Annotated in this window: 16 protein-coding genes; 15 read left to right on the forward strand and 1 reads right to left on the reverse strand. The window is 43.4% G+C overall.

Annotated elements, in window-relative coordinates; translation table 11 throughout:
- The first annotated feature begins 17 nt into the window (after positions 1–17).
- The 15 genes from J7I96_RS10860 (at position 18) to J7I96_RS10930 (ending at position 13,089) form a co-directional block, all read left to right on the forward strand.
- Positions 18–950 (forward strand): sirohydrochlorin chelatase, encoded by a 933-nt coding sequence (locus J7I96_RS10860; RefSeq protein ID WP_214923836.1) that lies wholly within the window; start codon positions 18–20, stop codon positions 948–950.
- On the forward strand, positions 947–1,717 hold the full coding sequence (cobK, locus tag J7I96_RS10865; protein WP_214768008.1) for a precorrin-6A reductase: 771 nt from the start codon (positions 947–949) through the stop codon (positions 1,715–1,717). Before J7I96_RS10860 ends, cobK begins: the two co-directional genes overlap by 4 nt.
- Before the next feature lie 12 nt (positions 1,718–1,729).
- On the forward strand, positions 1,730–2,377 hold the full coding sequence (locus J7I96_RS10870) for a precorrin-8X methylmutase (protein ID WP_034312499.1): 648 nt from the start codon (positions 1,730–1,732) through the stop codon (positions 2,375–2,377).
- Positions 2,378–2,382: 5 nt separating this feature from the next.
- Complete coding sequence (locus tag J7I96_RS10875; protein ID WP_054396212.1) at positions 2,383–3,495, forward strand: cobalt-precorrin-5B (C(1))-methyltransferase; 1,113 nt, start codon at positions 2,383–2,385, stop codon at positions 3,493–3,495.
- Positions 3,479–4,693, forward strand: coding sequence for a precorrin-6y C5,15-methyltransferase (decarboxylating) subunit CbiE (gene cbiE, locus J7I96_RS10880; protein ID WP_214768010.1), 1,215 nt, complete (start codon positions 3,479–3,481; stop codon positions 4,691–4,693). Before J7I96_RS10875 ends, cbiE begins: the two co-directional genes overlap by 17 nt.
- Positions 4,686–5,393: a precorrin-2 C(20)-methyltransferase gene (gene cobI, locus J7I96_RS10885; RefSeq protein ID WP_057275921.1), complete on the forward strand. Its 708-nt coding sequence runs from the start codon at positions 4,686–4,688 to the stop codon at positions 5,391–5,393. Before cbiE ends, cobI begins: the two co-directional genes overlap by 8 nt.
- Positions 5,390–6,166: a precorrin-4 C(11)-methyltransferase gene (gene cobM, locus J7I96_RS10890; RefSeq protein ID WP_048678465.1), complete on the forward strand. Its 777-nt coding sequence runs from the start codon at positions 5,390–5,392 to the stop codon at positions 6,164–6,166. The genes cobI and cobM overlap by 4 nt, the downstream gene beginning before the upstream one ends.
- Positions 6,163–7,287, forward strand: a complete 1,125-nt coding sequence (locus J7I96_RS10895; RefSeq protein WP_214768013.1) for a cobalt-precorrin 5A hydrolase — start codon at positions 6,163–6,165, stop codon at positions 7,285–7,287. The genes cobM and J7I96_RS10895 overlap by 4 nt, the downstream gene beginning before the upstream one ends.
- Positions 7,288–7,302: 15 nt before the next feature.
- Entirely contained in the window at positions 7,303–8,694 is a 1,392-nt protein-coding gene (locus tag J7I96_RS10900; RefSeq protein ID WP_214768014.1) for a cobyrinic acid a,c-diamide synthase CobB, read from the forward strand.
- 38 nt (positions 8,695–8,732) lie between these two features.
- On the forward strand, positions 8,733–9,542 hold the full coding sequence (gene cobA / locus J7I96_RS10905) for a uroporphyrinogen-III C-methyltransferase (protein WP_063576400.1): 810 nt from the start codon (positions 8,733–8,735) through the stop codon (positions 9,540–9,542).
- Positions 9,521–10,084, forward strand: coding sequence for a nitroreductase family protein (locus J7I96_RS10910; protein ID WP_214768015.1), 564 nt, complete (start codon positions 9,521–9,523; stop codon positions 10,082–10,084). Before cobA ends, J7I96_RS10910 begins: the two co-directional genes overlap by 22 nt.
- Positions 10,085–10,098: 14 nt before the next feature.
- Positions 10,099–10,635: a cob(I)yrinic acid a,c-diamide adenosyltransferase gene (locus J7I96_RS10915; protein ID WP_214768016.1), complete on the forward strand. Its 537-nt coding sequence runs from the start codon at positions 10,099–10,101 to the stop codon at positions 10,633–10,635.
- Positions 10,636–10,647: 12 nt separating this feature from the next.
- Positions 10,648–12,165, forward strand: a complete 1,518-nt coding sequence (locus tag J7I96_RS10920) for a cobyric acid synthase (protein ID WP_214768017.1) — start codon at positions 10,648–10,650, stop codon at positions 12,163–12,165.
- A gap of 173 nt (positions 12,166–12,338) precedes the next feature.
- Positions 12,339–12,611: an HU family DNA-binding protein gene (locus tag J7I96_RS10925; protein WP_034312477.1), complete on the forward strand. Its 273-nt coding sequence runs from the start codon at positions 12,339–12,341 to the stop codon at positions 12,609–12,611.
- A 310-nt stretch (positions 12,612–12,921) separates the two neighbouring features.
- Positions 12,922–13,089: a hypothetical protein gene (locus J7I96_RS10930; protein WP_153246085.1), complete on the forward strand. Its 168-nt coding sequence runs from the start codon at positions 12,922–12,924 to the stop codon at positions 13,087–13,089.
- Here J7I96_RS10930 and J7I96_RS10935 read toward each other — a convergent pair.
- On the reverse strand, positions 13,086–13,814 hold the full coding sequence (locus J7I96_RS10935; RefSeq protein ID WP_311315219.1) for a protein kinase domain-containing protein: 729 nt from the start codon (positions 13,812–13,814) through the stop codon (positions 13,086–13,088). The two genes, J7I96_RS10930 and J7I96_RS10935, sit on opposite strands and share 4 nt — an antisense overlap.
- Positions 13,815–14,049 lie beyond the last annotated feature (235 nt).

Consider the following 14,049-nt stretch of genomic DNA (forward strand, 5'->3'; position numbering starts at 1 on the left):
CAAGAGGGGGAAAGTAAATGAAAGCAGTTTTGTTCGTAGGACACGGAAGCCGCTTGGCTTCGGGAAATGAAGAAGTCCGTCATTTTATTGAAAATATGGTACCTGCATTGGATGAGAGTTTTCTAGTGGAAACGTGCTTCTTGGAATTTGCGGCACCGAATATATCCAAAGGCATTGATAATTGTGTAAAACGAGGGGCTACTGAAGTCATCGTCATACCGATCATTTTGTTGCATGCAGGACATTCGAAATTACATATCCCAGCTGAAATAGAGGATGGGAAAACCAAGTATCCAGAAGTGAAATTCACATATGGCCAAACGATCGGGGTCCACCATGATGTATTGACGATCCTGACAGACCGTCTTGAGGAAGCGGGGTTCGATACGGACTCTGAACATGCTGAGACAGCGATTTTGCTAATTGGCCGAGGCGGCAGTGATGCTGATGCAAATAGTGATATATATAAAATTTCAAGATTATTATGGGAAAAATTAAACGTTAAATGGGTCGAAACGGCTTTCATGGGTGTAACGGACCCGCACGTTGATGAAGGTATTGAACGCTGCATCCGCTTAGGGGCGAAAAAAGTGGTGATGCTGCCATATTTCCTCTTCACAGGGGTGTTGATGGAAAGAATGGAGGATATGCTGAAAAGTTATCAAGAGCAATATCATGATCGAGATTTCATTTTGGCAAAGTATTTTGGATATCATCCAACCTTACAGAACATTCTGCAAGAACGAGTAATTGAAGCCAGTGAAGGCAGGTCAAGCGGGGCGCGTGATTTGGAAAACTATCGTAAACATGTCGAGGAACATGGCCATGCTCACCATCACCATCATCACGACCACGATCACGACCACGGCCACGATCACGACCACGACCATGACCATGACCATGATCATCACCACGATCATGATGGGAAAGCGGTGGGGACATCAAAATGATTCTGTTCTTGGCGGGTACAAGTGATGCAAGGGAATTAGCGATTGAGATGCAGCAGGTTGGGTTCAAGGTTTTGGCAACTGTTGTAACCGAATCGGCGGCCAAGAGTTTGCAGGATGCAGGGATATCCACCCGGATTGGCCGATTATCTGCAGAGGATATGACATCTTTAATCTCTGCAAAAGGTTTTCAGGCTGTAGTGGATGCAAGTCACCCATTTGCCGAAGAAGCATCCAAAAACGCCCTTATCGGAGCAAAGGCAGCAAATGTCCCTTATATTCGTTATGAGCGTGAAAGTCAATGGTTTCAGAATGATAAATTAATAGTTGTCCGTGATTATGAGGAAGCTGCCAAGCTTGCCGCTGCAAAACGGGGAGTCATCATGCTCACGACCGGGAGTAAAACCCTGGCCGTGTTCGCAAAAGAATTGGTGGGGCTCGAGAATACCAGAGTCATAGCGAGAATGCTGCCACGCATGGACAATATGGAAAAATGTGCGCAGTTGGGCATTGAACAAAAAAATATCGTTGCGATTCAAGGGCCATTTTCCAAAGAATTAAATAAAGCACTATATGAACAGTATGGTGTCACATTGATGATAACGAAAGAAAGTGGCAAGGTCGGTGCGGTTGATGAGAAATTGGAAGCCGCGTTGGAATGTGGAATAGAGACGATCATGATATCACGACCGAATGTTGACTATCAGAATGTTCATTCCAGTTTCGATCATGTCATTGCCGAGTTGAATAAACAGCTAATTGAAAAATAGGAGGAATGCAAGATGGATTTTAAAACGGATTTTAAACCACTCACGGTAGACCCTGACAAAATATATGATTATAGCTTTTCAATCATTGCTGAAGAAATGGGCAATCATGATTTTTCAGAAGATGAATGGAAGATCGTCCGCAGGGTCATTCATGCTTCAGCGGATTTTGAATTGGGAAGAAGTGTCATCATCCACCCAAATGCCATTCAAGCTGGTGTGGAAGCCATTCGCAAAGGAAGGCATGTCATTGCTGATGTGCAAATGATCGAGAGCGGTACAGGCAAAAAAAGATTTCAAAAACACGGCGGGGACGTTCATTGCTATATTTCAGATCCGGATGTGATGGTCGAAGCAAAACGTTTGAATACGACAAGGGCAATCATTTCGATGCAAAAAGCTGTAAAGGAAAATGAAGGGGGCATTTATGCCATTGGCAATGCACCTACCGCTTTACTCGAGCTCATTCGCCTTATTAAAGAAGGGATTGCAAAACCGGACTTAATCATTGGAATGCCTGTTGGGTTTGTTTCTGCAGCAGAATCGAAAGAGGAACTCGCTAAGATCACAGAAGTTCCATTCATTACGAATATTGGCCGAAAAGGTGGAAGTACTGTCACTGTTGCCGCATTGAACGCGATTTCCCTTTTAGCTGATAGTTAAAAAACATGGAAAAGAAAGTGAAAAAAGACCCCTCACAAATGCGTCATGGATATACGACGGGAGCATGTTCGACAGCCGTGACCAAAGCGGCATTGACTGCATTGATCACGGGGGATGCACTAGAGGAGGCAACGATTTCCTTGCCAATTGGCCGAGATGCCACTTTCACTATTGAGAAATATGAAATATCCGAAAATGCGGTTAGTGCAGAAACGGTTAAAGATGCCGGAGATGACCCCGATGCCACCCATCTGGCCCATATTATCTCTACTGTCAGCTGGTCCGATGCACCTGGGATTATCTTGGATGGAGGGACCGGAGTTGGTCGTGTGACCAAACCCGGGCTTCCCGTTCCTGTAGGGGAAGCGGCTATTAATCCTGTACCGCGCAAAATGATTTTAACCACTGTGCAGCAAACATTGGAAGAATTTAAGATCAATAGAGGAGTGAAAGTCGTCATCTCCGTACCCGCAGGTGAAGAAATAGCGAAAAAGACATTAAATGGCCGCTTGGGGATTGTAGGAGGCATTTCCATTTTGGGAACAAGGGGCACTGTCGTCCCTTTTTCCAGTTCCGCATATATGGCAAGTATCGTCCAGGCTATCAGTGTCGCCAAAGCGAGCGGGTGTGAGCATCTAGTCTTAACGACTGGCGGGCGCAGTGAAAAGTATGCAATGGGCCTTCTTCCAGACTTACCTGAGGAAGCCTTTATTGAAATGGGTGATTTTGTGGGCTTCTCACTTAAGCAATGTAAGAGGCAGGGAATTAAAAAGGTCTCACTGGTCGGCATGATGGGTAAATTCTCCAAAGTGGCCCAAGGTGTGATGATGGTGCATTCAAAAAGTGCCCCGGTCGACTTTGGTTTTCTATCGGAAATAGCCCAAAGCGTCGGAGCCGAAGATGATCTTGTTCTTGAAATAAAGAATGCAAACACAGCGTCACAAGTCGGGGATATGATGTCAGCCATTAATAACTTTGACTTTTTTAATAAACTATGTGAATCCTGCTGTCACTCTGCCATTAACCAGGTGAAGGGCGGCATTGAAATGGAAACGGCGATTTATTCGTTGAAAGGACAATTACTGGGAAGGGCTGTTGGAATTGAGTCAATCGATTAAATTAATTGGGATAGGGGATAACGGTCAGGAAAGCTTACTGCCTCAATATGCCCAATGGATAGAAGAAAGTGAAGTGCTGGTCGGAGGTGAACGGATCTTATCCTTCTTTCCGAACTATTCTGGCAAGAAGATTGCCATAAAGGGCGGCTTGAAAAAGGTCGTGGAGCAACTGCAGGATGAAACTCGTCCAACGGTTGTCTTAGCTTCCGGTGACCCACTGTTTTATGGAATGGGAGGCTATCTTTCCAGCAAAATCAACATGGAGGTTTACCCATATTTCAGTTCGATTCAGCTTGCTTTCGCAAAAATGGGGGAAAGCTGGCAAGATGCCTTTCTCGTCAGCATTCATGGCCGCAGTATGAAAGGGCTGGCCCAAAGAATTGATGGGAAAGCGAAAGTGGCCTTACTTACAGACAGTGAAAATAGTCCTAATCAACTGGCTAAATATCTCCTTTCATTCGGAATGACTGAATACCGGGCATTTGTGGCTGAAAACCTTCAAGGAGAAGCCGAAGAATCTGGCTGGTATGAACTAGGTGAAATGATGGAACGTGAATTTTCCCCGTTGAATGTCGTCATTTTGAAAAGAAAATCAGAAGGTCCAAGCTGGTCCTTGGGGATAGAAGATGAAGAATTTTCGCAGCGTAAGCCGGACAAAGGCCTCATAACCAAAAAGGAAATTCGAGTATTGAGTCTGCATGCGTTGAAGCTAAGGAAAAACAGCATAGTTTGGGATGTTGGGACGTGTACGGGCTCAATGGCAATTGAAGCGGCCAAACTTGCACCCGAAGGCCAAATCTTCGCAATTGAAAAAAATGAGCCTGATTTAGAAAACTGTTATCAAAACCAACGTAAATTCCGTACCGATATAACCTCTATTCATGGAAAAGCCCCGCAGGGATTGGAAACTTTTCCGGATCCTGATGCAATCTTCATTGGCGGGACCGGCGGCGAAATGGCAGAGCTGATCAATACTTGCTGCAACCGTCTTAAAGAAGGCGGCAGGATCGTTCTGAATGCTGCGACGATCGAGAATCTTTACCGGGCTAATGAGGCATTTGCTGAAGCTGGTTTTCACACTTCCATCATGCATGCGCAAATCTCCAGAAGTAAGCCAATATTGGGAATGAACAGATTTGTACCTCTTAATCCGGTTTATATCATTACTGCACAACGAAAGGAAGACATGAATGAGTAATCTTGGTACATTATATGGCCTAGGCGTGGGCCCGGGCGATCCAGAGCTAATTACAGTAAAGGCATTTCGCGTGATTCAGGAATCTCCGGTCATTGCGTATCCAAAAAAAAGAAAAGGGAGTAAAAGCTACGCCCATCGCATTGTTGAAGTTTACATTCGTCCTGAAGAGAAGGAGATGCTGGGCCTTGTTTTTCCGATGACGAAAGATCAAGCCATCTTGGATCGGGAATGGAATGGAACGGTTGAAAAGGTTTGGCAAAAATTAAATGAAGGAAAAGATGTAGCTTTCGTTACGGAAGGCGATCCGCTTTTATATAGTACGTTCATACATATGATGAAATTGATGCAGGAGTTGCATCCTGAGGTCGAAATCAAGACGGTCCCGGGCATTTCTTCCTTTAATGGATCAGCGTCAAGGCTGGGCATCGCTTTGGCTGATGGTGATGATCATGTTGCGATAGTTCCTGCAAGGGATGATTATGAAGCGATGAAGAAGGCGATCGAAGATCATGATGCCGTGGTGTTCATCAAAGTGGCAAAGGTCATCGATTTAATGATTTCCGTTTTAAAAGATTTGGACTTACTTGAAAAGGCCTCGGTCGTAACCAAAGTGACTTCCGATGAAGAAGTGATTTGGAAAGTGAGTGAATTGGAAGGACTTGAACTAGAATACTTAACATTGATGGTGGTGAGAAAATGAAGATATATATTGTAGGGGCCGGACCGGGTGACCCGGATTTGATTACTGTAAAAGGATTGAACATTCTCCAAACGGCCGATGTGATTTTATATACGGATTCATTAGTGAATGAAGAATTGATTGCTAAGGCAAAACCCGATGCTGAGGTGCTAAAAACGGCTGGAATGCATTTGGAAGAAATTGTTGGCATCATGGTCGATCGTGTTAAAGAAGGAAAGATGGTTGCCAGAATCCATACAGGGGATCCTGCCATGTACGGTGCAATCATGGAACAAATTGTCCTATTGAAGAAAGAGGGTATTGGTTATGAGGTGATCCCTGGAGTGAGTTCGGTATTCGCCTCAGCAGCAGCAATAGGAGCAGAGCTGACTATCCCTGATTTAACCCAGACACTCATATTAACGAGGGCTGAAGGACGTACGCCTGTTCCAGAATTTGAAAAATTACGTGATTTGGCTAGTCATCATTGTACGATTGCCCTTTTCTTGAGTGCGACCTTGACAAAAAAAATCGTTAAAGAACTTCAGGAAGCAGGTTGGAAGGATGAAACACCGGTCGCAGTCATTCAACGGGCAACATGGCCGGATCAAAAAATTGTCCGTACCACATTAGTGAACTTAGATGATGCCATGCGTCAAAACGGTATCCGCAAGCACGCGATGATTTTGGCTGGATGGGCTTTGGACCCTGACATCCATGATAAAGATGAATACCGTTCCAAACTATATGATGCGAGCTTTACCCACGGTTTCAGAAAAGGTGTTAAACCATGATCATTGAATTGAAAGAAGCGGAACTTGCTCCCATTAAACGGTCCCATACTTATGCGATCGTAGCGATTACAAAGCATGGCGTCGAGCTGGCACGAAAATTACATACCGTTTTTTCGAATTCCGATCTATATTACATGAGCAAGTTTGAAAAAGGGGACGAAGAGCATAAACAGATCCAGCTTTTTTCGGGCAGTGTCCGTATGCTATTGCCAGCTTTGTTCAAGGAATATAAAGGAATCATACTAATTATTTCTCTCGGGGCAGTAGTCAGGATGATTGCACCAATTTTGAAGGATAAGAAAACGGATCCAGGTGTCGTAGTCATTGATGATAAAGGGGAAAATGTTATCAGTGTACTTTCAGGGCATCTGGGAGGGGCAAATGAACTGACAAAGGAAGTGGCTGCAGCGCTTGACGCAAGAGCCATCATCACGACGGCTTCGGATGTACAAAAAACGATTCCTGTCGACTTATTCGGCCAGCGCTTCGGCTGGATTTGGGATTCAGCAGAAAAATTGACGCCAGTAAGTGCTTCAGTAGTAAATGAAGAGCATGTTGCCGTTGTACAGGAGTCAGGGGAACGGAACTGGTGGCCTTATGAAACGGCATTACCTGAACGAATTATCGTATACCCATCCATTGAAGAAGCGCTTAAAGCAGAGCCGCAAGCAGCTCTGGTCGTGACTCACCGCATGCTTAGCCAGTCGGAAATGAGGATCCTTGAAAATGGGATCGTATATCGTCCAAAGGTCATTGCCCTAGGTATCGGATGCAATAGGGGAACGGCGGCGGCTGAAATCGAGCAGGTGATTGCAGAAACACTAGCCGAATTATCATTTTCAATAAAAAGCGTTAAAGCGATTTGTACAATTTCTTTAAAGAAAGACGAAATCGGCTTGATTGAAGTAGTTGAAAAATACGGCTGGGAATTCGTGCATTATGAACCCGAAGAGCTTAATCAAGCCAAAATCGAAGCGCCATCGGATACCGTATTTAAATACACGGGTGCATATGGTGTGAGTGAACCGGCTGTGAGGATTTATACTAAAGCTGAACAATTGGAGCTTGTAAAGAAAAAATCGGGGAACGTAACCATTTCAGTTGGGGTCATTCCTTTTTAAGGAGGGAGAAGAATTATGAATGATAGAAGATTGGTAATAGCGGGTACCGGAAGCGGGGTCGGTAAAACGACATTGACCATCGGAATCATGGCAGCCCTCCAGAAGAAAGGCTATACGGTTCAAGGGTTCAAATGTGGTCCTGACTATATTGATCCTACTTATCATACCGCAGTTACAGGACGGATTTCACGCAATCTTGACAGTTGGATGTTCGAACATGACACTGTCCGGGAAATTCTTAACACAGCAGGTACCGGAGCTGATATATCGATCATCGAAGGAGTCATGGGCTTCTTCGATGGCAAAAATCCGTTATCCAATACAGGGTCGACGGCTGAAATCAGCATCATCACGCAAAGCCCTGTCCTGTTGGTAGTCAATTGTGCCAGCATGGCTCGGAGTGCAGCTGCCATTGTAAAAGGATTTCAGGACTTTTCGACCGGTCCGAACATCATTGGGGTCATTGCCAATCAAGTGGGAAGTGCAGGGCATTATAAAATTGTCAAATCAGCCATTGAGCAAGAATGCAATGTACCGGTGCTCGGTTATATGAAGCGGGAAATGGATATTGATATTCCAAGCCGTCATTTGGGTTTAATCCCTGCTATTGAACGCGGTGAACTAAATCCGTTTTTCGATAAGCTTGCACAATTAGTCATGGAAACGATCGATATCGATCAGTTATACCGATTGTCAAAGACAAATCCCGTTTCCAGTGGGAACTCAAATATATTTCAACACCAAAATGAAAGTGACGTGTGCATTGCCGTCGCAAAAGATGCAGCCTTCAATTTTTATTATCAGGAAAACCTTGAATTACTTGAAGCATATGGGGCGAACATCAAGTATTTTTCTCCTTTAAAAGGGGAAGAAGTTCCATTGGATGCCGATGGTTTATACCTTGGTGGCGGTTTTCCTGAGGAATTTGCAGCTGAACTTTCCGGTAACATGGGTGCCATAAAATCCATCAGAAACTTCATTGTAAAGGGGATGCCGACTCTAGCGGAATGTGGCGGTTTCATGTTTTTGAGCAAATCGATTGAAACGACTTCCGGAGAAACGCATCAGATGGCAGGAATCATACCGGGCAGGATTAAAATGCAGAAAAAACTGGCAGCACTAGGATATCGTGAAATAACAGGAACTCCAGGCAATTTTTTGATCAACGAAATGGAGCAGGCAAAAGGTCATGAATTCCACTACTCGACATTTGAAGCGGATGCTGATCTTACACATGCTTATGAAGCCAAAGGCAGATTCGGTTCGAAACAAGAGGGGTGTGTATTGGACAACCTTGTTGCTGGGTATACCCACTTTCATTTTGCTTCCAATCCAACACTTGCAAAGAACTGGATCGATGCTTGCTTAAAACAAAAAAACAGATCTGCCCATGAAACTATCAACTAGTAAAAGGTATTTTTTGAAGCTTAAGAGGAGGCGCGAGCATGAAACCGGGAAAAGTTCATCTGGTCGGTGCGGGTCCCGGAGATCCGAAATTGATTACGGTATATGGACTGGAATGTATCCAAAAGGCGGATGTCATTGCATATGACAGGCTTGTCAATCCAGAACTATTAAACTATGCAAAAGAAGATGCAGAACTGGTGTATTGCGGGAAATCACCAGGGAAACATCATCTCATTCAAAATGAAATACATGAACTTTTAGTGGAAAAAGCCTTACAGGGGAAAAACGTCACCCGTCTGAAGGGTGGAGATCCATTTGTCTTCGGGCGTGGCGGTGAGGAAGCGGAGATACTGGCTGCTAACGGGATTGAATATGATATCGTCCCAGGAATCACAGCAGGAATCGCAGCACCGGCTTATGCGGGCATCCCGGTAACCCACCGTGAACATGCCTCAAGTTATGCCATTGTGACAGGCCATGGCCGTGATTACAAGGGGCAGGATAACCTGAATTGGCAGGCGTTGGCTCAAGGCATCGATACCATTGCCTTTTATATGGGAATTGGTAATATGCCGTTCATCTGTGAAAAATTGATGGAGCATGGCAGGGACGGTAAAACACCAGTGGCCGTCATTGAATGGGGCACGACAGATAAACAAAGGACGATCACCGGTACTTTGAGTTCGATTTCTTCGAAGGCTGTAAAAGAAGAAATTCAAAATCCGTCAATCTTTCTAGTAGGGGATGTCGTCCAATTAAGAGAAAAAATCCAATGGTTTGAAAGAGTGATTGAATCAGAGTCCATTAAGGAAAGGAATGAGTTGGAATGTCCATCATTCAAGAATTGAAGGAACGCCGGGCAATAAGGAATTACGAAGGAAAAGAAGTGGAAGACGAAAAAATCAGACAGTTATTGGAAGCGGCTACCTATGCCCCCAACGACCGATTGCGTGAACCTTGGAGTTTTTATGTTATCAAGGGGGAAGCGAAGCACCGTTATGAAAGATTGGCAGAAAGGTATTTACATGAACGCTTTCCTACCAAACCAAAATTGATTGACAGTTCACTGGAAGTTGTAAAGACGACACCGCTTATCATAGTCGTGACTTCTGATATTTTACCTGACGATCCAGATTCATCCGAAGACAATGTATTTGCTTCTTGTTGTGCCGTCCATTCGATGTGGCTTGCCGCGAAAGAACTTGGTCTTGGATTCGTTTGGCGCACTAGAGGAGTGGGTCTTGTCAGGGATGAACGCCTGCACGAATTTATCGGTTCACCGGATAACAAAAAAGTGATCGGCACCATTTTTGTCGGATACCCTAAAGGCGATCAACCGGTTCCTGCTACTAAAAGGACTTCATACATAGAAAAAACAGTTTGGCTATGAGGGTAGGTGAGTGAGTGGCACGCAGAGGATTAATGCTTATTTATACCGGAAACGGGAAGGGCAAGACGACTGCCTCATTAGGGGTGACTTTAAGGGCGATCGGCAGAGGAATGAATGTCAAATACCTTCAGTTCATTAAATCTCCAGAGCGTACATATGGGGAAGCATTGGCATTGGGAAAATTAGGAGTTAAAATGGAACAGCTAGGTATTGGTTTCACCTGGACCAAAACCCCGGAAGAGCATCGCAATGCATTGGCGTTAGCTTGGGAAAAGGCGAAACTGGCCCTTGCTGATCCGGAAATTGATTTACTTGTTTTGGATGAGCTGAACAATGCTTTAGCCATTTCCAAATTCCCGATTGATGATGTCTTGCCATTGGCTGAAGTCATCGATGCAATACGAAATCGTCCCGCTCATATGCATATAGTCATTACCGGTAGGGACGCCAAGCCAGAGCTTATGGAAATGGCGGATTTGGTTTCATCGATCGAGGCGGCCAAGCATTATTATGACGAGGGTATCGGTGCAGTCAAAGGATTAGAGTTTTAGGGGGTGAGCGTAATGAAGGCACGATCCATCATGATACAAGGGACTTCATCCGATGTAGGGAAAAGTTTGATTTGTACGGCGTTTTGCCGGGTGTTTTCCAATAAAGGATTACATGTCGTCCCTTTCAAATCACAAAACATGGCTTTGAATTCTTATGTAACCTTGGATGGCGGTGAAATCGGACGGGCTCAGGGGGTACAGGCGGAAGCAGCAAGGATAACGGCAACGACCGATATGAATCCGATATTACTGAAACCGAAGCAGGATATGGTTTCGGAAGTGATCGTTCACGGAAAGCATTTTCTTGATATGAATGCAAAAAGCTATCGGTCCCAATTTGTCCAGCAAGCCATGCCCATCATCCGTAAATCGGTGGAAAAACTACAAGATGAATATGACATCATCGTACTCGAGGGGGCAGGAAGTCCTGCTGAAATTAACCTTAAGGACCGGGATATTGCAAATATGCGAATGGCTAAACTCACGGATGCGGCTGTCATTTTAGTGGCCGATATTGATCGTGGTGGAGTATTTGCGTCCATTATCGGGACACTTGCCTTATTGGATCAAGAAGAACGAGATAGTGTAAAGGGAATCATCATCAATAAATTTCGTGGCATGCGTGAATTGTTGGACGATGGCATTGAATGGGTGGAAAAGGAAACCGGGATTCCGGTTCTCGGGGTGCTGCCCTATCTAGACGTGAATATTGAAGCGGAAGATTCACTTGCCCTCTCTTCCTTACGTTTTAAAAAACCTAAAAAGGCTGAGTTTCCGATCGATGTAGCCGTCCTGAGATTTCCGCGGATCTCCAATTTTACAGATGTGGATCCTTTTTTCGATGAACCCGGAGTAGGTGTCCGACTTGTTAGCAGTGTCCATGAGTTAGGTAATCCCGATCTGCTAATTTTGCCGGGTACAAAAAACACGATGGAAGATTTAGAGTGGTTGAAACGTATGGGATTGGATGGGGCCATCGATGAACGGCGGAAACAAGGAACGATGATCTTTGGCATATGCGGCGGTTTTCAAATGCTAGGGACTAAACTTTTCGATCCTGATGCTGTCGAGGGTGACGGTGAGAACGCAGAAGGACTTTCGCTTCTTCCGGTGGAAACCGTCTTTCAAGCAGAAAAGAAAACGGTACAAATGGAAGGTGTCCTTTCTGCTGGGATAATGGAAAGTCAAATGAATCTAAACGGTTTTGAAATACATTTAGGCAGAACGACATTGAAGTCACAAGTAAGGCCCTTTTTATTATTGAAGGATGGAAGAGCGGATGGAGCCATTTCCAATGACAACCAAGTTATGGGAACTTATCTCCATGGAATATTCCATAATCGCTTGTTCACTAGATTACTGGTTAACCAAATTCGACGGAACAAGGGGTTGGATGAAGTGAAGGAAAACGTTCAAAGCGACTCGGAGCGCAGGGAGGAAGCCTATAATCTCTTGGCTTCCCATCTGGAAGAAAACATTGATATGGAAACCATCTATCAATGGCTGCAGCTGGAAACTGCAGATAGTTGAACAAGAGTCAGACGGTGCTTAGTATGTTGATCTAGGCCCTTTTATCTGCAAAAAAGATCAATTTTGAGCTACAATTCCTTTTAATTAGCCATATTAAGTGACAGAGGCATACAAGATATGATATGTTGTCTTCTCTACATATTTTATACAAAATAAAAGGATGAGGTGTTCATATGAATAAAACAGAATTAGTGAGCAGTGTTGCAGCACAAGCTGAACTGACAAAAGACGAAGCAAAAAAAGTAGTGGATGCATTGTTTGAAACAATCACGGCTACACTTGCTAAAGATGAAAAAATCCAATTAGTTGGTTTTGGTACATTTGAAGTGCGTGACCGTGCTGCCCGTACAGGAAGAAACCCGCAAACTGGCGAAGAAATACAAATTGCAGCTAGTAAAGTACCTGCTTTTAAAGCAGGTAAGGAATTAAAAGAAGCTGTAAAATAAAAAGTGAACGAAGAAAAAAACCTGGCGAAGAAATATTCGCCAGGTTTTTTGTTTACTGACTGATTCGGAAACAGAAAATATATAACAAACCTCTAAAATGGAAAAGTGATTATTTTTGTATAATTGGTCAGTCGAAGGGATTTAGTGCTTTCCCATGACCAACAATGAAAAAAGCCGGCTCCATGAAGCAGTAATGGACTGTAACATAAATGAAAAAAAATTATAGTACTTATTAATAAGGTTTATACTGTGACTATGTTAGGCTAAATGAATAACAGGCTTTAAAACCAAAATAAAAGAGGTGAAAGAAATGCTAAAGAAAATAATGAAAAAAATCAAACAGCTTTCCCAAGGCAGCAGTGAGCGAAGACATGGGCATTATCGCAGAGGGAGCAGCAGCAGCAGCCGGGGGTACAAAAGGTATCCCATGAGTGGAAGTGACCGCTACAAGAGAAAAGGGCGGGGCAGCAGCAGCTAATTCCAATTCTTTGACTTCAATACAGCCTGCAGGTCGATTGAGATTTCTTTAATATCTGAATAAGGTTCTTGGATGCTTAATAACCTTTTCAGTATATGCACGGTTTCTTTTTCTAACGAAAGCTCTTCTGTCCAAGGAAGTGCTTTTTTACTTTTGGAAGCGTACGTCGTATAAAGTACATATAGAAGTATTTCCCCCAAGTCGTAAAAATCCTGCCTTTTCAGCTGCAAAATGGATTCTTTAGCGAGGTTGTCCGAATTGATCATCTTGGACAAACCAAAGTCTATCAAAATGGGCTGATGATTCTTAAGTAAAATATTCGGTATACGTAAATCTTGATGGAAAATGTCATGCTCATGTAGATAACATACTAATTCGACTAGCTTATGCAGAAAATATAGAGACTCTTTCTCATTGAACGTTAATTGATTCAAGAAAATATGGTCTTCTAAATTATCCCCTTCTATGAAATCCATCACAAAATAAACATTTCCATCTTGCGAAAATTTCTCGTGAAATTTAGGGATATTTCTGTGGTTTAACATTCGTAATATGGAAATTTCATTTTCAAACTGTTTCAGCTCTTTTTTGCTGCGGCGTTTACTTTTCCTGAGCTGTTTGATCACGATATTTTCATTCATTTTCAAATCATTGCAACGATAAACAATACCGTAGCTTCCTGTTCCGATTACAGCTTTTACTTCATAGCGGTAATTCAAAACCACACTCTTTTTTAAAGGAATATCCACAATTAACTGGTAGAACTTTCTAAAGGAACGCAAAATTGAAACTTTCCTCACCACTTTCATCTATTCAAGTCAAGAACAAAAAAAGGCAGTTATTAATTAAGCTGGAAATTTGAATGAACATGGATAGTTTAACACTGATTTTTGATAATGCGGTAATGAAAGTCATTTCTTCGGGGAGATCTTTTGATAGTTCAAAATTAAAAATAAATTT

This window comes from Bacillus sp. ISL-78 (assembly GCF_018613455.1).
In the GTDB taxonomy this organism is placed as follows: domain Bacteria; phylum Bacillota; class Bacilli; order Bacillales; family DSM-1321; genus Peribacillus; species Peribacillus frigoritolerans.